General features: G+C 65.5%; 18 protein-coding genes. 6 read left to right on the top strand and 12 right to left on the bottom strand.

The features are described from left to right. Positions 1–124: 124 nt before the first annotated feature. The 3 genes from U4Y88_RS31160 to U4Y88_RS31150 all read left to right on the top strand — a co-directional run bounded on the left by U4Y88_RS31160 (position 125) and on the right by U4Y88_RS31150 (position 3,337). Entirely contained in the window at positions 125–1,510 is a 1,386-nt protein-coding gene (locus U4Y88_RS31160; RefSeq protein ID WP_224007257.1) for a replicative DNA helicase, read from the top strand. A gap of 179 nt (positions 1,511–1,689) precedes the next feature. Beyond that, the gene (locus U4Y88_RS31155) at positions 1,690–2,316 is read left to right on the top strand and encodes a DUF47 domain-containing protein (RefSeq protein ID WP_065060081.1); all 627 of its coding nucleotides are present in this window, start codon (positions 1,690–1,692) and stop codon (positions 2,314–2,316) included. Between the two features lie 10 nt (positions 2,317–2,326). Then, entirely contained in the window at positions 2,327–3,337 is a 1,011-nt protein-coding gene (locus tag U4Y88_RS31150; RefSeq protein WP_224007259.1) for an inorganic phosphate transporter, read from the top strand. 81 nt (positions 3,338–3,418) lie between these two features. Here the strand turns inward: U4Y88_RS31150 and U4Y88_RS31145 are convergent, their stop codons facing one another. From U4Y88_RS31145 to U4Y88_RS31090, 12 genes are all read right to left on the bottom strand, one after another. Continuing rightward, the gene (locus U4Y88_RS31145; RefSeq protein WP_310632829.1) at positions 3,419–4,225 is read right to left on the bottom strand and encodes an SDR family NAD(P)-dependent oxidoreductase; all 807 of its coding nucleotides are present in this window, start codon (positions 4,223–4,225) and stop codon (positions 3,419–3,421) included. A gap of 141 nt (positions 4,226–4,366) precedes the next feature. Next, positions 4,367–5,437: an NlpC/P60 family protein gene (locus U4Y88_RS31140; RefSeq protein WP_321788661.1), complete on the bottom strand. Its 1,071-nt coding sequence runs from the start codon at positions 5,435–5,437 to the stop codon at positions 4,367–4,369. A gap of 277 nt (positions 5,438–5,714) precedes the next feature. Beyond that, positions 5,715–7,568 carry a PhoH family protein gene (locus tag U4Y88_RS31135; RefSeq protein ID WP_224007265.1) on the bottom strand — a complete coding sequence of 618 codons (1,854 nt, stop codon included), beginning with the start codon at positions 7,566–7,568 and terminating at the stop codon, positions 5,715–5,717. Positions 7,569–7,964: 396 nt separating this feature from the next. Further along, positions 7,965–8,426, bottom strand: a complete 462-nt coding sequence (locus U4Y88_RS31130) for a peroxiredoxin (RefSeq protein WP_065060077.1) — start codon at positions 8,424–8,426, stop codon at positions 7,965–7,967. A gap of 148 nt (positions 8,427–8,574) precedes the next feature. Beyond that, positions 8,575–9,471, bottom strand: coding sequence for a polysaccharide deacetylase family protein (locus U4Y88_RS31125; RefSeq protein ID WP_310632827.1), 897 nt, complete (start codon positions 9,469–9,471; stop codon positions 8,575–8,577). An 18-nt stretch (positions 9,472–9,489) separates the two neighbouring features. After that, positions 9,490–10,542 (bottom strand): bifunctional UDP-4-keto-pentose/UDP-xylose synthase, encoded by a 1,053-nt coding sequence (locus U4Y88_RS31120; protein WP_224007269.1) that lies wholly within the window; start codon positions 10,540–10,542, stop codon positions 9,490–9,492. Then, a complete protein-coding gene (locus U4Y88_RS31115) occupies positions 10,539–11,507 on the bottom strand; it encodes a formyltransferase (RefSeq protein ID WP_224007271.1) in 969 nt (322 codons plus the stop codon). Before U4Y88_RS31115 ends, U4Y88_RS31120 begins: the two co-directional genes overlap by 4 nt. Then, positions 11,504–12,616: a glycosyltransferase gene (locus U4Y88_RS31110; protein ID WP_310632826.1), complete on the bottom strand. Its 1,113-nt coding sequence runs from the start codon at positions 12,614–12,616 to the stop codon at positions 11,504–11,506. Before U4Y88_RS31110 ends, U4Y88_RS31115 begins: the two co-directional genes overlap by 4 nt. 112 nt (positions 12,617–12,728) lie before the next feature. Further along, positions 12,729–13,904 carry a DegT/DnrJ/EryC1/StrS family aminotransferase gene (locus U4Y88_RS31105; RefSeq protein WP_224007276.1) on the bottom strand — a complete coding sequence of 392 codons (1,176 nt, stop codon included), beginning with the start codon at positions 13,902–13,904 and terminating at the stop codon, positions 12,729–12,731. A gap of 103 nt (positions 13,905–14,007) precedes the next feature. Beyond that, a complete protein-coding gene (locus tag U4Y88_RS31100; RefSeq protein WP_224007279.1) occupies positions 14,008–14,379 on the bottom strand; it encodes an SMR family transporter in 372 nt (123 codons plus the stop codon). Positions 14,380–14,630: 251 nt separating this feature from the next. Continuing rightward, a complete protein-coding gene (locus U4Y88_RS31095; RefSeq protein ID WP_321788659.1) occupies positions 14,631–16,322 on the bottom strand; it encodes a glycosyltransferase family 39 protein in 1,692 nt (563 codons plus the stop codon). A gap of 223 nt (positions 16,323–16,545) precedes the next feature. Beyond that, a complete protein-coding gene (locus tag U4Y88_RS31090; RefSeq protein WP_224007285.1) occupies positions 16,546–16,920 on the bottom strand; it encodes an Mth938-like domain-containing protein in 375 nt (124 codons plus the stop codon). 596 nt (positions 16,921–17,516) lie between these two features. Here U4Y88_RS31090 and U4Y88_RS31085 point away from each other — a divergent pair. The 3 genes from U4Y88_RS31085 to thrC all read left to right on the top strand — a co-directional run bounded on the left by U4Y88_RS31085 (position 17,517) and on the right by thrC (position 21,632). Beyond that, a complete protein-coding gene (locus tag U4Y88_RS31085; RefSeq protein ID WP_224007288.1) occupies positions 17,517–18,755 on the top strand; it encodes a pyridoxal phosphate-dependent aminotransferase in 1,239 nt (412 codons plus the stop codon). A gap of 73 nt (positions 18,756–18,828) precedes the next feature. After that, a complete protein-coding gene (locus tag U4Y88_RS31080; protein WP_224007290.1) occupies positions 18,829–20,160 on the top strand; it encodes a homoserine dehydrogenase in 1,332 nt (443 codons plus the stop codon). A gap of 20 nt (positions 20,161–20,180) precedes the next feature. Then, positions 20,181–21,632: a threonine synthase gene (thrC, locus tag U4Y88_RS31075; protein WP_224007307.1), complete on the top strand. Its 1,452-nt coding sequence runs from the start codon at positions 20,181–20,183 to the stop codon at positions 21,630–21,632. Positions 21,633–21,707 lie beyond the last annotated feature (75 nt).

Below are 21,707 nucleotides of genomic sequence, written 5' to 3'. Positions count from 1 at the left end.
AAAGGCAGGAGCCGCAGGGCTTCTGCCTTTTTTGTTGCGCGCTCATTGCCTTCGCTTGTTGCACACGCTTTTTGCACTTTTTGAAGCTTGTGAGCGCCCGCCCGCTGTCCGATAATTGCCCTCCATGAACGCTCCGAAAGATCCCCAACTCGAGTCGCTGAAAGTCCCGCCGCATTCGATCGAAGCCGAACAATCGGTGCTCGGCGGCCTGCTGCTGGATAACGGCGCCTGGGACCGGATTGCCGACTTCCTCTCGCAAAGCGACTTCTACCGCTACGATCACCGCCTGATCTTCGAGCATATCGGCCGTCTGATCTCGTCCGCGCGACCCGCCGACGTGGTGACCGTGTTCGAATCGCTCGGCACCTCGGGCAAGGCCGAGGACGTGGGCGGTCTCGCTTACCTCAACGCGCTTGCGCAGAACACGCCGAGCGCCGCGAACATCCGCCGCTACGCGGAAATCGTGCGCGATCGCGCGGTGCTGCGCCGCCTCGTGTCGGTCGCCGACGAAATTTCCTCCGACGCCTTCAACCCGCAGGGCAAGGAAGTGCGCCAGCTGCTCGACGAGGCCGAGGCCAAGGTGTTCTCGATCGCCGAAGACGGCGCGCGCGGCACGCAGGGCTTCCTCGAAATCGGGCCGCTGCTCACGCAGGTCGTGGAGCGCATCGACACGCTCTATCACACGGCCAATCCGAGCGACGTGACGGGCACGCCCACGGGCTTCATGGACCTCGACCGCATGACTTCGGGCATGCACGGCGGCGAACTGATCATCGTGGCAGGCCGTCCGTCGATGGGTAAGACCGCGTTCTCGATGAACGTCGGCGAATACGTGGCCGTGGAATACGGCCTGCCGGTCGCGGTGTTCTCGATGGAAATGCCGGGCACGCAGCTCATCATGCGTATGCTCGGGTCGGTGGGGCGCCTCGACCAGCACCGCATGCGTACGGGCCGCCTGACCGACGAGGATTGGCCGAAGCTCACGCACGCCGTGCAGAAAATGAGCGAGGCGCAGATCTTCATCGACGAAACCGGGGGCCTGAACCCGATGGAACTGCGCTCGCGCGCGCGGCGCCTGTCGCGCCAGTGCGGCAAGCTCGGCCTCATCATCATCGACTATCTGCAGCTGATGAGCGGCTCGGGCAGCGGCGAAAACCGCGCGACCGAAATTTCGGAAATCTCGCGTTCGCTCAAGAGCCTGGCCAAGGAACTCGACGTGCCCGTGATCGCGCTCTCGCAGCTCAATCGCGGCCTCGAACAGCGTCCGAACAAGCGTCCGGTGATGTCGGACCTGCGCGAATCGGGCGCAATCGAACAGGATGCGGACGTGATCCTGTTCATCTACCGCGACGAAGTGTACAACCCGGACAGCCCCGACAAGGGCACCGCCGAGATCATCATCGGCAAGCAGCGTAACGGTCCGATTGGTCCCGTTCGGCTCACGTTCCATGGTCAATACACGAAGTTCGACAACTTTGCCGGCGCGCAAACCTTCTACGGCAGCGAGTAAGAGCGCAGTCTGAACTGTCAAGACGCGGCGGGCGGCTTATGCGCAATAGTGGCGCAAATGCCGCTGCCGTGTCCGTCGACAAGTGCGGCGCTTTCCTCCTGACGTTACAATATTGCCGTTTTATGACGGCTATCTTGCCGTTTTGTGACGGCAATCCGAGACCAATTACCGGGATCCCAATGTTCGGTCGATTCATGCCCACCGAGGGCAAGTTCTTCGAAATCTTCAATGCGCACGCGAAGTGCATCGTTTCCGCTGGCCGTGAGCTCGAGCTCCTGATCGACAATCTGGCGGACGCAGAAGTCCACAAACAGAACGTGCAGAGCGCCGAAAAGGCCGCCGACAAGCTCACGCACGAGTGCATCGACCTGTTGCACAAGACCTTCATCACGCCGCTCGACCGCGACGAGATCCACAAGCTCATCACGACGATGGACGACTGCCTCGACCTCATGGAAGACGTCGCCACCGCCATTTCGCTGTACGACGTGCAGGCCGTGACGGCCGAGGCGAGCGAGCTCGCGCACGTGGTCACGGCGTCGGCCGAGCGCGTGCAGGCAGCGGTGGCGCTGCTCTCCGACATGAAGCAGGCGCGCGATATCCTGAAGGCGTGCGAAGACATCGACCGCCTCGAGTCGGACGCCGACCGCCTGCTGCGCGGCGCGATCTCGAAACTCTTCCGCGAGGAAGACGACGTCAAGAACCTGATCAAGCTGAAGGCAATCTACGAATTGCTCGAGGCGATCACCGACAAGTGCGAGGATGTCGCGAACATCATCGAAGGCATCGTGCTAGAGAACGCCTGAGCAAATCACGATGCATTCGATACAACTCGCGCTATGGGTGGTCGCGACCCTCGTCGCCATCGCGCTCATTTTCGACTTCATGAATGGCTTTCACGATGCGGCGAATTCCATCGCCACCGTCGTGTCCACGGGCGTCCTCAAACCGCAGCAGGCGGTGGCGTTCGCAGCCATGTTCAACGTGATCGCCTATTTCGTCTTCCACCTGAAGGTGGCGCAGACAGTGGGCAAGGGCACCATCGACCCCGACATCGTCGACCACTACGTGGTGTTCGGCGCGCTGATAGGCGCGATCGGCTGGAACGTGCTGACGTGGTACTACGGCATTCCGTCGAGCTCGTCGCACGCGCTGATCGGCGGTCTCGTGGGCGCGGCGCTCGCCAAGTCGGGCTGGCACTCGCTGAACTTCGACGGCCTGATGAAGACCGTGGCGTTCATTTTCATTTCGCCTCTGCTCGGTTTCATTCTCGGCTCGTTGTTCATGCTGCTGGTGTCGTGGCTGTATTTCCGCACGCCACCAAGCAAGGTGGACCGACGATTCCGGCGCTTCCAGCTGGTCTCGGCGGGCCTCTATAGCCTCGGCCACGGCGGCAACGACGCGCAGAAGACCATCGGCATCATCTGGATGCTGCTGATCGCGACCGGTTACTCGGCGATCGGCTCGGATGCGCCGCCCATCTGGGTGATCGGCGGCTGCTATCTGTCGATGGGTATCGGCACGCTGTTCGGCGGCTGGCGCATTGTGCGCACGATGGGCCAGAAGATCACCAAGCTCAAGCCCGTGGGCGGTTTCTGCGCGGAAGCGGGCGGGGCGCTCACGCTGTTCACGGCTTCGTGGCTCGGTATTCCCGTGTCCACCACGCACACCATTACCGGCGCGATCGTCGGCGTGGGCGCGACGCAAAAGCTCAGCGCCGTGCGCTGGGGCGTGGCAGGCAACATCGTGTGGGCCTGGGTGCTGACCATTCCGGCTTCGGCCACGCTCGCCGCGGCGGGCTGGTGGATCGGCCATCGGCTGATGTAAGAGCCGACTTGAGAGGCTGCGGCCTCCGTGTTGCAAAACGGCGCCTTCGGGCGCCGTTTTTTTTATGCGCGCCGCGCCGCCTCAGATCACGGGCGTGGTGCAGCCGTCCATCGGCACGATTGCGCCCGTGACGTAGCTCGCTCGGCGGCTGGCGAGAAAGAGCGCCACGTCGGCGATTTCCTCGGGTTTGGCGTAGCGCCCGAGTGGCACCTTGGCCTCGCCGCGTGCGAGGGTTTCCTCGGCGCTGACACCTTCGCGGCCCGCTTCGAGTTTCACCGCTTCCTGAAGCCGTTCCGTGAGCGTGGCGCCCGGATTGATCGCGTTGATGCGGATGCCGTAGCGCGCGTGATAGTGCGCGAGGCCGACGGTCGCGAGCATGAGCGCCGCGTTGGCCGCGCCGCCCGCGATATGGATGTCGCTCGCGTACTTGCCGCCCATGCCGATGATATTGACGATCGCGCCCGGCTCCAGCGTCTTGCCCGCCTTGATCCGCTCCACCATGCGGCGCAGCACTTCCTGCTGCGGGTAGATGTACGGAAAGTACTTGGCTTCCATGGTGGCCTTGAAGGCCTCGGCGTCGAGCAATTCGGGGTCGTAGCGGCGGGCGGCGCCCGCGCTGTTGATCAGGATGTCGATGGGGCCGACGGCCGTGGAGACTTCCTCGACCACGTCGGCGGCGCTGTGCGCCTCGTGCAGGTCGGCGCGCGTGAGATGCACGTGCAGGCCTTCGCTCGCCAGCTGCTCGCGGGCGCGCGCGAGATTGGCCGGCTCGCGCGAGACGATCGCGACTTTCGCGCCCTCCTGGGCGAACGCGCGGGCGCAGGCCAGCCCGATACCCTTGCTGCCGCCCGTGACCAGAACCACCTTGTTGCGGAGTCCGAGATCCATCGCTGCCTCGCTGCGGAAAAGTCCAAAAACAGTACCAAAACGATAGCAGACGCGGCGGGCGCACGGAACCGCCGGAAGCAGACGTTGGCCTTCCGGCCAGGGCGATTCGGGCTGAGGGCCGCGTCGGCCGTTGGCGTATGCCTAGTACGCGCCGTTGGCGAAACGCGCGATCGGATCGTCGCTCGATTGCGTGGGGGCGGGTGATGCGGCGCCCGCAGTCGAGGCGCGCATGATCTGGACCGGCGCCTGCGCGGCTTGCATGGGCTGCACCGGCTGGATGGCCGTGGAGCCGGCCTGCGCAGCCTGGCGTTCGGCGGCGGACGCACGCGGCGGCGGGGGCTCGAAGGCATCCGCGGCGGCGTCGATGGCGTCCGGCACATTGGCGCTCGGCGCAGCGGCGACCGCGCCCGCGTCGCGCGCCTGCATTTGGGCGGCGCCCATCGCGGCGGGCGGCGGCTCGAAGGCATCGGCGGAGGCAGCGGCTGGTTGCGGCGATGCCACGGGTATCGCTGCCGTGTTCGTGTAAGCGCCTGGCGGCGCGGTCGTCAGGCGTCGCTGATCGGCCGCCGCAGCGCTCACGCGCGCCGCAGGCGCGGCAACCGCCACGCTCGCGGTCGGCGTGACCGGCGCGGGCGCGGCGGCTTCATAGGTCGGCGTATCGAACGGCGTGCTCGGCGCGCGTTTGGGCGGCGCCATGCGGCGGATGCCGTCGAAATGCTTCGCCCAGTACGGATTGGTCAGATAGTCGAGCCGCACCGTGCCGCCCGTCGACGGCGCGTTCACGAAGCGCAGGTTGCCGACGTAAATGCCCACGTGCGAATGCGGTCGTCCGGTGGTGTTGAAGAACACGAGGTCGCCGGCCGCGATTTCGTCGGGTTCGATCGACTCGCCGCGCTGGCTCATGTCCGCCGTGGTGCGCGGCAGGTCCACCGACGCGGCGCGCGCGAACACGTATTTCACGAGACCGCTGCAATCGAAGCCGCTATCGGGCGTATTGCCGCCCCAGCGGTAGGGAATGCCGACGAGACCCATCGCCTGGATCGAGATTTCCTCGCGGCCGATGCTGTGGTCGACGAAATTGGGGAAGCCGGGCGGCTTGGTGCGCCACGCGTAGCCGCCGCTCGATCCGCTGCCGCGCGACACCTTCTGCGGCGCGCTCGAACACGCCGCAAGGAACATCACGATCAGCAACGGAAGCCAGAGTCGACGCATGAAAAGCGGATGGCGAACGACGCGCGTCCGCCATTGGGGAAAACCGGTAATGGTCGGATGGTAGCCCGTCGCACAGGGCTTCGGCAAGAAATCTTGAGGAATTACTTGAAGTTCGCGCGCGATCTGTTGCGGCTTCGGCACGCCGCATTGCCCCGAAATCCGCGCGCCAGCGGGCATTGCGCAAGAAAAAAGGACCGTATCCGGCGTTCCGAATACGGTCCTTTCAGGTACGGCGTGAAGCGTGCGGCGCGGGCGGGAACCCGTGCCGCAGGGCGTTTTACAGAATGTCCGACGCGTAATCGGCCAGGCGCGAACGCTCGCCGCGCGCCAGCGTCACGTGGCCGCTATGCGCCCAGCCCTTGAAGCGGTCGACCACGTAGGTCAGGCCCGAGCTGCCTTCGGTCAGATACGGCGTGTCGATCTGCGCGATGTTGCCGAGGCACACGATCTTCGTGCCAGGGCCCGCGCGCGTCACGAGCGTCTTCATCTGCTTCGGCGTGAGGTTCTGCGCCTCGTCGATGATCAGATACTTGTCGACGAAGGTGCGGCCGCGCATGAAGTTCATGCTCTTGACCTTCAGGCGCGAGCGGATCAGCTCCTGGGTCGCGGCGCGGCCCCATTCGCCGGCGGCGTCGTCGGTCTTCTGGAGCACTTCGAGGTTGTCGTCGAAGGCGCCCATCCACGGCTGCATCTTTTCCTCTTCCGTGCCCGGCAGGAAGCCGATGTCCTCGCCAACCGGCACCGTCGCGCGCGTCACGATGATCTCGTTGTAGCGCTTGTCGTCGAGCACCTGCGCGAGGCCCGCCGCGAGCGCGACGAGCGTCTTGCCGGTACCGGCCTGACCGAGCAGCGTGACGAAGTCGATCTCGGGATTCATCAGCAGGTTCAGCGCGAAATTCTGCTCGCGGTTGCGTGCCGTGATGCCCCACACGTTGTTCTTGTGGTGGCCGTAGTCACGCAGCGTTTGCAGCAGCGCCGTCTTGCCGTTGAGCTCGCGCACGATCGCGTGGAACGCGGGCTCGCCGTTCTGCGGCTCGAGATAGACGAACTCGTTGACGAGCATCGACGCGCACTCGGGCCCCGTCACGCGGTAGTACGTGGTGCCGGTCTTGGTGTCCTGCCAGGACTCCATGCCCTTGGCGTGCTTCGCCCAGAAGTCCTGCGACAGCGCGCGGATGCCCGAGTACAGCAGGTCCTTGTCTTCGAGAACCTGGTCGTTGAAGTAGTCTTCAGCGGGCAGGCCGAGCGCGTGCGCCTTGATCCGCATGTTGATGTCTTTCGACACCAGCACGACGAGGCGATCCGGCCGGTCGCGTTGCAGCGCGCGCACCACGCCGAGGATCTGGTTGTCGGCCTTGCCTTCGGGCAGGCCATCGACCGGATCGATGTGCGTGAGCGTCGTCTGGAAGTACAGGCGGCCGAGCGCCTCGCGGCTGCCGAGGCGCGCGAGCGAAATGCCTTCCGAGATCGTGCCCGCGTTCGCCACGAGCTGATCGAGCGTGCGGCTGACCTGACGCGCGTTGCGCGCGACTTCCGACATGCCTTTCTTGTGGTTGTCGAGTTCTTCCAACGTCATCATCGGCAGATAGACGTCGTGCTCCTCGAAACGGAACAGGCAGGTCGGGTCGTGCATCAGCACGTTGGTGTCGAGCACGAACATCTTCTGCACTTCGACGGTTTCTTCCGGGTGCACGCGTTTTTTCGTGCTGCCGCGCGTGGCCGGCGCAGCCGTGCCGCCCGAAGCCTTGGCCGCGGGCTGTTTGCCGCTGCGCGCGACGGGCGCTTCGGCGGCCGGCGTGGCATTGGCCTGGAGCGGCTGCAGCAGCGCGGCGGTCTGTTTGCGTTTTCGTGCGGGGGCCGGCGCGACGGGTTCGAGCGCGGCGAGTTCGGCGCTGGCGGAAGGCAGCGGCACGGTACGCAGCGTGGTCGCGGCGTTCGCCGCTTCGGTCATCGGTTCGGCGACGCTTGCCGCACCATAGGCGGCGACGTCGTTGGCAAGTTCCGAGGCAACGTCGGCGGCGTCGTTTTCACCCGCTGCTTTGCGGGTGCTGCGCGAGGTCTTCGCGCGCGCCTTGTATTCCTCGGGCGGCAGCAGGTTGCCGAGCTTGCTGGGGGGAGTAGGCAAAGGCATGGTGTCCCTCGAAAAATTCGGGTCGAGTGGTCGCGGGGTTACCCAGTAAGGTGCGCTTTCGGGCGGTGCGTGCGAACAGCCGGGTAGGCCGCCGCCGTGACCGCGCAGGGTGCGCGCTCAGGTCTGAAAATGCCGGTTCGCCTGTTTTTCGATCGGCTCCTTGACGTTGACGCGCACCGGGTCGCTACGCCGGCACGGCGTGGAGGGAGTGAGTTTCAACAGAAAGGCCAACAAAAAAGCCGCCGCCCCGACTGACGAGGCAAGCGGCTTGACTGCTGTGCTGACACGCTGCCCCGGAAGCGCATTTCCGGCCACGGCGTGACCGGTTGCGAGACCGCTGCAATGCATCAAAAAATGGGTTGGACAGGCACTCATTGCAGCCCAATATAACGCGCCTCAAAGCGCTTGTACAGCCTCCAGAACTTCCTCGACGTGGCCCGGAACCTTGAGGCCACGCCACTCGCGGCGCAGCACGCCGTCGGCGTCGATGAGGAAGGTGGAGCGCTCGATTCCACGCACTTCTTTGCCATACATTTTCTTCATTTTGATGACGCCGAAGAGCGAGCAGAGCGCTTCATCGCCATCCGATACCAAGGTAAACGGCAGTTCGAGCTTGGCCTTGAAGTTATCGTGCGAACGCACGCTGTCGCGCGAGACGCCCACGATGGTGGCGCCGGCCTTCTTGAACTTCGCGAACAGGTCGCGGAACTCCATGCCTTCGCGCGTGCAGCCCGGCGTGTTGTCTTTCGGATAGAAGTAGAGGACGACCTTCTTGCCCTTGAGGCTCGACAGCGTGAAGTCGCCGCCCGTGGCGGGCGCAGTGAAGTCGGGAACGGGTTGGTCGACAGCGATGGTCACGTCAGGCACGTGGCTCTCCCTTTTTTATTGGCTGGCGCGGGGGCGGCGCGGGCGCCGGTCGGCCGGGACGGTGTGTGCCGCTCGCGGCGCCGTGCTGGCGGCATGGGCTGCGTGCGCGAAGGAAGCGCGGTGGCGCGGGCGGCGGGGTTCAGTCGGGCTGGACGATCAGCTGGCCGGAACGGCCCGCGATCTCGCCCCAGGTGACAGGGTACGATGGCAGCGAATCCGGGTCCAGCGTCGCATGGTAGTCGCCCATCGTGGCAAACGTGTGGCCCTGCGCGCGCCAGCCCGCGAGCAGTTGTTCGAACACCGGCGCGAGCTTCTGGCCTTCGAGCTCGGCGTGCAGCGTGAACACCTGATCGTGCGGATTGTTTTCCGTGAGCTTGAGCATCCACGCGGCCACGGTGTCCGTGTCCACGCCGTCGACGCCCAGCACTTCGTCGAGCGTGGGCAGCGTGGTGGGCATCTGCACGTGGTTGAGCGTGCGGCCGTTCACGACCGGACGATAGGGCGAATGGCCGCGTCCGTCCGAGGCGTACTGCATGCCCCAGGCGTCGATCTGCTCGAACGCCGACTCGTTCATCTGCCAGCCTGCCGCGCCGTGCGTGACGGGCGGTGTGCCGAAGATGCGCGTGAAGCGGTCGTGACTCTTCTGCATCTGACGCGCGGTCCATTGCGCGTCGCGCGTACGCACGTTGTCCTGCCAGTACACGTGATCCCACGTGTGGATGCCGCACTCGAAACCGGCTTCGTGAATCGCGCGCATCTGCGCCGCCGCTTCCACGCCGATGTCGGGGCCGGGCAGCAGCACGCCGTACATCAGCTGCCTGATGCCGTAATGCTCGACCACCGAGGTGCGCGAGACCTTCTTCAGAAAGCCCGGGCGGAACACGCGGCGCAGCGCCCAGCCCGTATGGTCCGGGCCGAGGCTGAACAGGAAGGTCGCGCGCGCCTTGTAGCGGTCGAAGATGCGCGCGAGATTCGGCACGCCTTCACGCGTGCCGCGCAGCGTGTCGACGTCGATCTTGAGAACGATGCGGGCCAAGTGGCGTAGTCCCCGGCGTTACGCTTGCTGCTGTTCGACGAGCGCGCGCGCTTCGCCGACATGGCCGCGATACGCTTCGAAGATCTTGCGCAGCGCTTCGTCGAAGGTCGACGTCGGCGCCCAGCCGAGTTCCTGCATCGTGTTGTCGATCTTCGGCACGCGGTTCTGCACGTCCTGGTAGCCCGCGCCGTAGTACGCGCCCGACGAGGTCTCGACGAGCTGCACCTTCTTCGCCGTTTCCGCGTATTCCGGGAATTCGGCGGCGAGCGCCAGCATCTTGTGCGCGAGTTCGCGCACCGAGAAGTTGTTGGTCGGGTTGCCGATGTTGAAGATCTTGCCCGAGGCGACGCCGTCCTTGTTCTCGATGATCTTCATCAGCGCTGCGATGCCGTCGTCGATGTCGGTGAACGCACGCTTTTGCGCGCCGCCGTCGACGAGGCTGATGTTCTCGCCGCGCACGATGTGGCCGAGGAACTGCGTCACGACGCGCGACGAACCTTCCTTCGGCGTGTAGATCGAGTCGAGGCCCGGGCCGATCCAGTTGAACGGACGGAACAGCGTGAAGTTCAGGCCTTCCATGCCGTAGCCCCAGATCACGCGGTCCATGAGCTGCTTCGAGCACGCGTAGATCCAGCGCGGCTTGTTGATCGGGCCGTAGGTGAGGGCCGACGCGTCCGGGTCGAACTGCTCGTCCGAGCACATGCCGTAGACCTCGGAGGTCGACGGGAAGACGAGGTGCTTGCGGTACTTGACCGCAGAACGCACGATCGGCAGGTTCGCCTCGAAGTCGAGTTCGAACACGCGCAGCGGCTGCTGCACGTAGGTGGCCGGCGTGGCGATGGCGACCAGCGGCAGGATCACGTCGCACTTCTTGACGTGATACTCGACCCACTCCTTGTTGATCGTGATGTCGCCTTCGAAGAAGTGCATGCGCTCATGCTTGACCAGATCGCCGAGGCGGTCCGTCTGCATGTCCATGCCGAACACTTCCCAGTCCGTGGTCTCGAGGATGCGCTTGGAGAGGTGATGGCCGATGAAGCCATTGACACCCAGGATCAGAACTTTTTTCATGGACGGGGGACAGATGAAATGAGGTCGGAGAACGCGGCGGACGTGACGACGGTCTCTTGACCGCCGTGTTCCAGATTCGGTGCGTGCCGCAGTTCGTGAATCGCGATGGCGCGGCCGTCGCCGCAAAGGGCGAAAAGCGCATTATCGCTTACGTGGATGCCGGCGGGCAATCCGGCGAGGGCGCGAGCCCGTTCGGCGTCTTGCGTGCCGGGGCGCACGAGCCGCGCGCGCGCGATCACGAAGCGATGCGCGCCGATGTCCGTGAACGCGCCCGGGTACGGCGGCGCGACCGCGCGGATCAGGTTGTAGACGTCCTGCGCGCTCTGCGAGAAGTCGAGCCGGCCGTCTTCGGGCTTGCGCCCGCCGAAATAGCTGCCTTGCGAGAGGTCGTTCGGCAGATGCGGCGCTTCGCCCGCGATCAAGGCGGGCAGCACGCGCCAGAGCGTCTGCTCGGCGGCCACCGTCACCTTGTCGAAGACCATCGCGGCCGTGTCGTCGGGCAGGATCGGCACCGGCGTCTGCGCGATGATCGCGCCCGCGTCGGGCTTCGCGGCCATTTCGTGCAGCGTCGCGCCGGTTTCGGTTTCGCCCTTGATCACCGCCCAGTTGGTCGGCACGCGGCCGCGGTACTTCGGCAGCAGCGAGCCGTGCATGTTGTAGGCGCCGCGCGCGGCGAGCGCGAGCAGGTCCACCGGCAGCATGTGGCGGTAGTAGAACGAGAAGATGAAGTCGGGCTTCGCGGCGGCAATCGCGGCGCGCAGCTCGGGACTCTTCGGATCGGCGGGCGTGATGACGTCGATGCCGTGTTCTTCGGCCACCGACTTCACGCTGCCGAACCAGATGTTCTCGGTCGGGCTGTCTTCGTGCGTGACGACGAGCGCCACGTCGACGCCGCGCGCAAGCAGCACCTGCAGGCAGCGCACGCCCACGTTGTGATACGCGAAGACGACAGCGCGTGCTTTCATGACTGGGCTCCGTGGCGCGCGTCCTGGTCGTCGCGCGATGCGTCACGCGAGTCGCCGTTCTGGTTCGCGGCGCCGCCGAGGTTCAGCGAAGCCTGCACGCCTTGCACGATGTCCTGACGCGGCACGTCGACCACTTCGCGGCCGTTGCGCGCTTCGAGAATCGTCTGCACCAGATAGCGCGGACGCGCACGCACCTGCTGATAAATACGGCCGATGTACTCGCCGAGCAGGCCGAGCGCGAAGATGATCACGCCGAGCAGGAAGAACGTGATCGCGAACAGCGTGAACACGCCTTGCACTTCCGCGCCGATGATGAAGCGGCGGATCAGCAGCAGCACGAACAGGCCCGCCGAGCCCAGCGAGAGAATCACGCCGATGAACGACAGCCATTGCAGCGGCACGACCGAGAAGCCCGTGACGAGGTCGAAGTTCAGGCGGATCAGGCTGTAGAGCGAGTACTTCGACTCGCCCGCGAAGCGTTCTTCGTGCGCGACGTCGACTTCGACCGGGTTCTGCGCGAAGGTGTACGCGAGCGCCGGAATGAAGGTGTTGATTTCGCCGCAACGGTTGATCGTGTCGACGATATGGCGGTTGTAGGCGCGCAGCATGCAGCCCTGATCCGTCATCTTGATGCGCGTGATGCGCTCGCGCAGCCGGTTCATGGCCTGCGAAGCCTTGCGGCGCCACAGGCTGTCCTGGCGCTGCATGCGGATCGTGCCCACGTAGTCGTAGCCTTCGCGCATCTTCTCGACCAGCTTGCCGATTTCCTCGGGCGGATTCTGCAGGTCGGCGTCGAGCGTGATGACGATCTCGCCGCGCGACTGCTCGAAGCCCGCGAGGATCGCCATGTGCTGGCCGTAGTTGCCGTTGAGCAGGATCGCGCGCGTGGTGTCGGGACGCGCGCGGAACTGCTCCGCGAGCATCGCGGCGGAGCGGTCGCGGCTGCCGTCGTTGATGAAGATGACTTCGTACGAGGTGCCGAGCTTGTCGAGCGCCGGGTACAGGCGCGCGAACAGCGCGGCCAGTCCGGCCTCCTCGTTGTAGACCGGAATGATGACCGAGACTTCCGGCGCTTCCGGCGTCAAGGTGCGTTGTTCCGTTTGACTCATGTGTGCGTCTTTTCCGTTGGGGTAATCCGTGTTGCACGACAGTGTACGGCGGGCCGGCGGGGCGCGATTGACCGAACAGCGCCCACTCCGTGCGTGTACTTCCTGGCGGTGCTTACTTCTGTGCTGACTTCGCGAACTGCGTGCAGATGTCGTTGACGGCGCGGCATACGCGCGCGACGTCGGCTTCCGTCATCAGCGTGAAGAGGGGCAGCGTGACCGTGGTCTCGCCGAACCGCTCCGCGTGCGGGAACATGCCCGCACGGAAACCGCGCTCGCGATAAAGCGTGAACAGATGGATGGCCGGGTAGTGCACGCCCGAACCGATCCCGCGCTCCTTGAGCTGTTCCATGAATTCCGCGCGCGTGAGCGTGAGCTGTTCGAGCGGCAGGGTGATCTGGAACATGTGCCAGTTGCTGTTCGCGAAGTCGGCGTGCGGCAGGCCCATGCCCAGCTTCACGGCGGCGCCGCCCTCGAAGCCCGCGAAATACGCCTTCGCGAGATTGCGGCGCTGCAGCGTGAAACGCTCGATGTGCTTGAGCTGGCCGAGGCCCACGCGCGCGGCCACGTCCGTCAGATTGTACTTGCCGCCGAGCACGTCGCAGTCCATGCCGTCGAGGCCCGTGCGCGTGATGCCTTGCAGGCGGTATTTGCGCGCGAGTTCGGCTTCGTCCTCGTTGTTGAGCACGAGCGCGCCGCCTTCGATCGCCGTGAGGTTCTTGTTCGCGTGGAAGCTGAACGAGACGATGTCGCCGAGTTCGCCGATGCGCTTGCCGTTCCAGCTCGCGCCGAACGCCTGGGCCGCGTCCTCGATCACGCGCAGCTTGTGCTGGCGGGCGATCGCATAGAGGCGGTCCATGTCGACGGGCAGGCCCGACAGGAACACCGGAATGATCGCCTTGGTGCGCGGCGTGATGGCGGCTTCGAGCTTGTCGAGGTCGATGTTGCGCGTGAGCGGGTCGATGTCGGCGAACACGGGCGTCGCGCCCACTTCGTAGATCACGTTGCTCGTGGACACCCACGAGGCCGGCGTGGTGATGACTTCGTCGCCGGGGCCGACGCCCGCGATGCGCAGACCGATCTCCAGCGTGGCCGTGCCCGAGTTGAAGGTGCGCACCGGACGGCCGCCGCAATACTCGGAGAGCGCGGCTTCGAAGGCCTGGTTCTGCGGACCGGTCGTGATCCAGCCCGAGCGGAGCACGTCGACGACGCCCTGGATGGTTTCCTCGTCGATCTCGGGTTTGACGAACGGGAGGAACGGAACGGAGGACTGCGCGGATGACTGGGTCATGAGGGCTTGGCTCGTCAGAACGTCAGATAGTGGGTGAGGCTGCGGCGGCGCGGCGAAGCATGCGCCGCGGACCTTACGATTTGCTTCGAAATGGCGATGTGGCCTAGCTGCGCGCCAGCACGAACACGCCGATCAGAATGATGCCGATGCCGATGAGGCGCTGCACGCTCATCACTTCGCCGAACAGATACCAGGCCGCGAACGCGTTGACCACGTAGCCGAGCGAGAGCATCGGATAGGCGATCGAGACGTCGACGCGCGACAGGCCCACGATCCAGACCACCACGCTGAACACGTAGCAGGTGAGTCCGCCGACGATCGGCAGCTGCGTGGCGAGCTTCCAGCCGATGGGCAGGATGTTCGCACGGGTGAATTCGAAGTGTCCAACGGCATTGACACCGGCTTTCAGCAACAGTTGCGCGCAGGCATTCAGGCCGACGCCGGCCAGGATACAGATAAGGGAAATCGGATTCATCGTTCTCGATGGTCAATTCGGTTATGGGGGCGGACCGGGCGCGGGGCCGGGCGGGCCCGGCTGGCGGTTCGCGGCGGATTTTGCGTCGCCGCTCGCCAGGCATTGGCCGCAACATTGGCCGGGCGCTTGCCGCACCATCGCCGCGCACCGGGCGGCTCGGGCCTGAAGGCGCGCGAGCCGGCTGCCGGACGCGCGCCTTCAGGCCCGCAACCCGGCATTATCGCTCAAGCGCGCCGCCGCTCCGCACGGGCTCAGGGTTGCGGCTTTTCCACCACCACGCGACGCGCGTCGCGCGCGATCACCTGCATCGGGAAGCCCTGCGCGGCCAGTTCGTTGTAGCGCTGTGCGGGCAGGAGCGCCAGCGCATAGCGTTCGGCCTTCCAGCGCTGCTCCCAGTCGGCGACGGTCGGCACCCATTTCTGCGGCTCCTCGGAGATGCCGAAGGCCAGTTCGTCGGTGACTTCCACCATCGTCATCGAGTGGCGCACGTAGAAGGGCAGCGTGTGATCGAGCACGCCGACCGAATAGAACGGCGTGTCGGGCGGCAGCTTGGCGATGGCCGCGCGCACAGCGGGCGCGAGCGGCGCGCCGGAGCTCAGCGTGCCGAACACATCGTGGCCCGTGCCGGCGATGGTCGCGAGCAGCAGCCACGCGGTGCCGAGCGCCAGGGCGGGCGCGCGCGCGCCGGTCTCGGGCGTGTTCTTCGCGCGGGCGAGACGCAGGCCGATCATCGTCGCGATGAATGCGCAGGCGGCCGCCGCGAACACCCAGACCTGATATTCGCGATAGAGCGCGTTGGGGTTGCGCGAGTCGCCAAGACGCGTGAGCACGAACGAACCGGCCATCAGCGCGACGGCCAGCAGCGCATAGCCGATCAGATGACGGTTCCACTGCTTTTTCGTCATCAGCGGCAGATAGAGGCCGATGACGAGCGCGAGCGGCGGGGCGATCGGCAGCGTGTACGAGATCAGCTTCGAATGCGACGCGCTGAAGAACAGGAAGATGAACGCGCTCCAGACCAGCATCAGCGTGACGGGGGCGAAGCCGTTCGGCTGGCGCGGCGTGCGCAGCGCGTGGCGCAGGCTCTGCACGCTCACGGACAGCCACGGCAGGAAGCCCACCAGCATCACCGGCACGAAGTAATAGAACGGGCCGGGGCGGTTCTGCGCGGGCGTCAGATAGCGCTGGAACTGCTGGACGATGAAGAAGAAGTTGAAGAACTCGGGATTGCGTTCCTGCACCAGCACGAACCACGGCGCGACGATCGCGAAGAACACGATCAGGCCGCTCACGAGGTAGAGGCGCTTCCAGAGCGCCCAGTCGCGCGCGACCAGCGTGTAGAGCACCAGCACGGCGCCCGGCAGGATCAGGCCGACGAGACCCTTCGAGAGCACGGCGAGCGCCATCGAGCCCCAGCAGACCCACATCCACAGGCGCGCGGTGTTGCGCGGCAGGTTCGGGCGCTGGGCGAGCAGCAGCGCGCAGAGCGTGAGTTCCATCCAGAACGACAGGGCCATGTCGAGCGTGTTGAAGTGGCCCATCAGGTTCCAGTACGGCGCGCAGGCGAGCACGACGGCGGCGAAGAAGCCGGTGGCGGCGTTGAACACGCGCGCGCCGGTGAAGCCGATCAGCAGCACGCCCGCGAAGCCGGTCAGCGCCGTGTAGAGGCGCGCCTGCCATTCACCGATGCCGAACCAGGCAAACGTGAGCGCGTTCATCCAGGTTTGCAGCGGCGGCTTCTCGAAATACTTGTAGCCGTTGTAGCGCGGCGTGATCCAGTCGCCGGATGCGAGCATTTCGCGCGCCATTTCGGCGTAGCGGCCTTCGTCGCTCGGCAGCAGATGGCGCCAGCCGAGCGGCACGAACCAGATCACGGCGAGAGCGACGATCAGAAGCAGGATCGCGCTGCGGTTGAGCGGCAGCCGCGAGGGCGTATCGTTCATGGATTCCAGCCTGTTTTTGTCAACGTTGCAGTCGGTCGGGCGGCGGCGTGGCTACGCGCCAGGCCCGCGCGGCGCGCAAGTGTACTACGGCACGGGGAGCGTACCTGAAGGCGAGCTTAAGGCGGCGCCATCGGGCTGCTGATCCGGGGCGCGATCAAGTGTCGCGGGCTATTCGCCCCGGGGTTCGCCCTGAGGTTCGTTCAGGGGCGCGATCGCGCTTGAATCAAGCCTCGATCAGCAGCGCGAGCGCCACGCGCCGGCCCTCGGCCATCAGGATGTTGTAAGTGCGGCAGGCGGCCTTGAAATCCATCGCCTCGACGCCGATGCGCTGGGCGGACAGCGGCGCAGTCAGGCGCGGATGCGGAAAACGCAGGCGCTCGCCGCTGCCGAACACCACGACCTCGGGCTTGAGCGGCAGCAGCTGCGCGAAATGTTCGGGGGTGAGGGCGTCGAACGCGTTCACCGGCCAGGGCTGGACCGGCGAGTCGGGCATGACGAGGATGCTGCCGTTGTGGCGTTCGAGATTGATGTCGACGTAATCGGCGCCATAACCGGTGACGGTGTTCAGGGCGCCGCTGGAGTCCTGGTGTAGTTTCAAAACGGAATTCCGAGAGGTTTCGGCGAAGGTTGCGTCGAGTGTTGCGCCGGGTGCCGCGCGACGTCGCGTAATGCCGCGTAACCGACTGTGCATGCCGGGACTGCGTGTGCCGTCGCGCGCACGGCGCGGACCCGCGAGCGCCGCACGCTGCGGCTGCCCGAGGCCCGGCGCGGCCCGTGGCGGCGCTTTGCGCATTGCGGAAGTCGGCCAAAATCCGCTAAATTATAGCTTTTTAGCCGCTGCGGCGCGCCGTCGCCCCAGCGGGGTCCGGCCTGAATCGCTTCGAGCCGTCAGTCCGTGCGCCACATCCGCGCCATTCGCCTGTGACATCCTTGCCGGGCAAACGCAGCGGGCGAACGCAGCCACAAGCTGCAGACTGGTACGTTGCCCGAAGATGTCCGCCGTTTCCCGTGGTTAGCCGGAGTTGGCCTGTGCCGCAGCCACGCTCGCCCCTTGCCTCGTCAGGCTCGCGGCCCGTGCGCCGTCCGGCCCGCTTCGCTAGATACCCGGGTTAGCCGGTGCGCCGTGCCCCGGCCCGTTGCCCGATCAGCCTCTTTTTGGCCCCTTAAGACCGCTTCCCAGACCGAAAGCCCGCCGTGAAACCGATTCTCAAATCCAACAAGCTGCAGAACGTTTGCTACGACATCCGCGGGCCGGTGCTCGAGCATGCCAAGCGCCTCGAAGAAGAAGGCCATCGCATCATCAAGCTGAACATCGGCAATCTGGCGCCGTTCGGCTTCGATGCGCCCGACGAGGTCATCCAGGACATGATCCTGAACCTGCCGGGCTCCTCGGGCTATTCGGACTCGAAGGGCGTGTTCGCCGCGCGCAAGGCGATCATGCATTACGCGCAGCAAAAGGGCGTCAAGGGCGTCGAGCTCGACGACATCTACATCGGCAACGGCGCGTCCGAGCTGATCGTGATGGCCATGCAGGCGCTGCTCAACGACGGCGACGAAGTCCTGCTGCCCGCGCCCGACTATCCGCTCTGGACGGCGGCGGTGAGCCTCTCGGGCGGCACGCCCGTGCATTACATCTGCGACGAGTCGAACGCGTGGATGCCCGATCTCGACGATATCCGCGCGAAGATCACGCCGAACACGCGCGCGCTGGTTGTCATCAACCCGAACAATCCCACGGGCGCGCTGTATTCGGACGAGCTGCTGGAAGGCCTCGTCGCCATCGCGCGCGAGCACGGCCTGATCATCTTCGCCGACGAGGTCTACGACAAGATCATCTACGACGGCAAGACGCACACGGCGCTCGGCTCGCTTTCGGAAGACGTGATCACGGTCACGCTCAACAGCCTCTCGAAAAGCTATCGCGCGTGCGGTTACCGCGCGGGCTGGATGTTCCTTTCGGGCATGACGGGCGAAAACCGCCGCCGCTCGAAGGACTACACAGAAGGCCTCGGCATTCTGGCGTCGATGCGCCTGTGCGCGAACGTGCCGGGCCAGTACGCGATCCAGACGGCGCTCGGCGGCTACCAGAGCATCAACGAGCTGATCCAGCCGGGCGGCCGCCTGTATCGTCAGCGCGAACTGGCGTACAACATGCTCACGGCCATTCCGGGCGTGACCTGCGTGAAGCCGGAGGCGGCGCTGTACATGTTCCCGCGCCTCGACCCGAAGCTTTATCCGATCCAGGACGACCAGCAATTCATCCTCGATCTGCTGCTGCAGGAGCGCGTGCTGCTCGTGCAGGGTACGGGCTTCAACTGGAAGCAGCCGGATCACTTCCGCGTGGTGTTCCTGCCGAACGTCGACGACCTGACCGATTCGATCAACCGGATCGCGCGCTTCCTCGACGGCTATCGCCAGCGTCACGGCACCTGAGCTTCAGCGCCAACGCCACGCAAGCCACGCAAAACGCATTTCCTTTTCACACACTTAGACGAACACACGCTGCATGGAACCGATCAAAGTAGGTCTCTTGGGCTTCGGCACGGTGGGCAGCGGCACCTTCACGGTACTGCGCCGCAACCAGGAAGAAATCAAACGCCGCGCGGGCCGCGGCATCGAGATCGCGCGCATCGCCGTGCGCAATCCGGCCAAGGCCACCACGGCGCTCGGCAGCGAAGCCGGCAGCGTCGACCTGACGACCGACTTCAACGCCGTCGTCGACGATCCGTCGATTTCGATCATCGCCGAAATGATCGGCGGCACCGCGCTCGCCAAGGACCTCGTGCTGCGCGCGATCGCCAACGGCAAGCACGTGGTCACGGCCAACAAGGCGCTGCTGGCGGTGCACGGCACGGAAATTTTCCAGGCCGCGCGCGCCAAGGGCGTGATGGTCGCGTTCGAAGCGGCGGTGGCGGGCGGCATCCCCATCATCAAGGCGCTGCGTGAAGGTCTCACGGCCAACCGCATCCAGTACATCGCCGGCATCATCAACGGCACGACCAACTACATCCTCTCGGAAATGCGCGAGCGCGGCCTCGACTTCGCGACCGCACTGAAGGGCGCGCAGGAACTGGGCTACGCCGAAGCCGACCCGACCTTCGACATCGAAGGCGTGGACGCCGCGCACAAGGCCACGATCATGAGCGCGATCGCGTTCGGCGTGCCGGTGCAGTTCGACAAGGCTTATGTGGAAGGCATCAGCAAGCTCGACGCCATCGACATCAAGTACGCGGAAGAACTCGGCTATCGCATCAAGCTGCTGGGCATCGCGCGCCGCACGGAGAAGGGCATCGAGCTGCGCACGCACCCGACGCTGATCCCGGCCAAGCGCCTGCTCGCGAATGTGGAAGGCGCGATGAACGCGGTGGTCGTGCACGGCGACGCCGTGGGCACCACGCTTTACTACGGCAAGGGCGCGGGCGCGGAGCCGACGGCTTCGGCGGTCGTGGCCGATCTCGTGGATGTGACGCGCCTGCACACGGCCGATCCCGAGCATCGCGTGCCGCATCTGGCGTTCCAGCCGGACAGCCTGTCGAACACGCCGATCCTGCCGATCGACGAAGTCACGAGCGGCTACTACCTGCGCCTGCGCGTGGCCGACCAGACCGGCGTGATGGCCGACATCACGCGCATCCTGGCCGACAGCGGCATCTCGATCGACGCGCTGCTGCAGAAGGAGTCGGAGGAAGTGGACGCACAGGGCAAGGCGGAGACCGACATCATCCTGATCACGCACGAGACGGTCGAGAAGAACGTCAACGCGGCGATCGCGCAGATCGAAAAGCTGGCGACCGTGAAGTCGTCGGTGACGAAGCTGCGCATGGAAGGACTGAACTAAGGTAACGCAAGGACCAGGCAATGAATTACGTATCCACGCGCGGCGCGGGCGCCGGCGAACATCATGCGTTCTCGGACATCCTGCTGGGTGGCCTCGCGCGCGACGGCGGCCTGTATCTGCCGGCGCAGTATCCGCAGATCGGCAAGGAAGAACTCGCGCGCTGGCGCGGTCTCTCGTACGCGGACCTCGCGTTCGAGATCCTCTCGAAGTTCAGCGACGACATTCCCGCCGACGACCTGCGTGATCTCACGCGCCGCACCTACACGGCCGCCACGTACTGCAACGTGCGCCACGGCGAGGACGCGAGCAAGATCACGCCGCTGACCACGCTCGGCGAGGAAAACGGCACGCAGCTTTCGCTGCTCGAACTCTCGAACGGCCCGACGCTCGCGTTCAAGGACATGGCGATGCAGCTGCTCGGCAACCTGTTCGAGTACGCGCTCGCCAAGGCCGGCCAGCAGCTGAACATTCTCGGCGCGACCTCCGGCGACACCGGCAGCGCCGCCGAATACGCGATGCGCGGCAAGAAGGGCGTGCGCGTGTTCATGCTCTCGCCGCACAAGAAGATGAGCGCGTTCCAGACCGCGCAGATGTTCAGCCTGCAAGACCCGAACATCTTCAACCTCGCGGTGGAAGGCGTGTTCGATGACTGCCAGGACATCGTCAAGGCGGTCTCGAACGATCACGCGTACAAGGCCGCGCACAAGATCGGCACGGTCAACTCGATCAACTGGGCGCGCGTCGTGGCGCAGGTCGTCTACTACTTCGCGGGCTATTTCGCGGCCACGAAGAGTAACGACGAGCGCGTCTCGTTCACGGTGCCCTCGGGCAATTTCGGCAACGTCTGCGCGGGCCACATCGCGCGCATGATGGGTCTGCCGATCGAGAAGCTCGTGGTCGCCACCAACGAGAACGATGTGCTCGACGAGTTCTTCCGCACCGGCGTCTACCGCGTGCGCGCCTCGGCCGAGACGTATCACACGACCAGCCCGAGCATGGACATCTCGAAGGCCTCGAACTTCGAGCGCTTCGTCTATGACCTGCTGGGCCGCGATCCGGCGCGCGTCGCGCAGCTGTTCCGCGACGTGGAAGAAAAGGGTGGCTTCGATCTCGCGGCGAGCGGCGACTTTGTGCGCGTGCAGCAATTCGGCTTCGTGTCGGGTCGCAGCAGCCACGACGACCGTATCGCGACGATCCGCGACGTCTACACGCGCTACAAGACGATGATCGACACGCATACGGCCGACGGCGTGAAGGTCGCGCGCGAGCACCTGCAACCGGGCGTGCCGATGATCGTGCTGGAAACGGCGCAGCCGGTGAAGTTCGGCGAGACGATCCGTGAAGCGCTCGATCGCGAAGCCGAGCGTCCGGCGGCGTTCGAAGGCCTGGAGGCGCTGCCGCAGCGCTTCGAAGTCGTGGCCGCCGACGCGAAGCAGGTGAAGGACTACATCACCGCGCATACGCAGGACTGATCGTCCACGATGCTGTGCACGTCTCGGGCGCGATCGGCTCGCGACGTGCACAGACGCCTTCAGGGCGAATTCACG

The organism is Paraburkholderia sp. J94, assembly GCF_905220285.1.
Lineage (GTDB): Bacteria > Pseudomonadota > Gammaproteobacteria > Burkholderiales > Burkholderiaceae > Paraburkholderia > Paraburkholderia tropica_A.
The sequence above is the reverse complement of the archived record's forward strand: the minus strand, read 5'-3'. Positions and strand labels throughout refer to the sequence as shown.

Coding starts and splice junctions, on each gene's coding strand:
- U4Y88_RS31105 (WP_224007276.1), bottom strand. CDS start 13,904: ATGACCCAGTCATCCGCGCAGTCCTCCGTTCCGTTCCTCCCGTTCGTC.
- U4Y88_RS31155 (WP_065060081.1), top strand. CDS start 1,690: ATGTTCGGTCGATTCATGCCCACCGAGGGCAAGTTCTTCGAAATCTTC.
- U4Y88_RS31080 (WP_224007290.1), top strand. CDS start 18,829: ATGGAACCGATCAAAGTAGGTCTCTTGGGCTTCGGCACGGTGGGCAGC.
- U4Y88_RS31120 (WP_224007269.1), bottom strand. CDS start 10,542: ATGAAAAAAGTTCTGATCCTGGGTGTCAATGGCTTCATCGGCCATCAC.
- U4Y88_RS31115 (WP_224007271.1), bottom strand. CDS start 11,507: ATGAAAGCACGCGCTGTCGTCTTCGCGTATCACAACGTGGGCGTGCGC.
- U4Y88_RS31145 (WP_310632829.1), bottom strand. CDS start 4,225: ATGGATCTCGGACTCCGCAACAAGGTGGTTCTGGTCACGGGCGGCAGC.
- U4Y88_RS31135 (WP_224007265.1), bottom strand. CDS start 7,568: ATGCCTTTGCCTACTCCCCCCAGCAAGCTCGGCAACCTGCTGCCGCCC.
- U4Y88_RS31160 (WP_224007257.1), top strand. CDS start 125: ATGAACGCTCCGAAAGATCCCCAACTCGAGTCGCTGAAAGTCCCGCCG.
- U4Y88_RS31100 (WP_224007279.1), bottom strand. CDS start 14,379: ATGAATCCGATTTCCCTTATCTGTATCCTGGCCGGCGTCGGCCTGAAT.
- U4Y88_RS31095 (WP_321788659.1), bottom strand. CDS start 16,322: ATGAACGATACGCCCTCGCGGCTGCCGCTCAACCGCAGCGCGATCCTG.
- U4Y88_RS31140 (WP_321788661.1), bottom strand. CDS start 5,437: ATGCGTCGACTCTGGCTTCCGTTGCTGATCGTGATGTTCCTTGCGGCG.
- U4Y88_RS31150 (WP_224007259.1), top strand. CDS start 2,327: ATGCATTCGATACAACTCGCGCTATGGGTGGTCGCGACCCTCGTCGCC.
- U4Y88_RS31110 (WP_310632826.1), bottom strand. CDS start 12,616: ATGAGTCAAACGGAACAACGCACCTTGACGCCGGAAGCGCCGGAAGTC.
- thrC (WP_224007307.1), top strand. CDS start 20,181: ATGAATTACGTATCCACGCGCGGCGCGGGCGCCGGCGAACATCATGCG.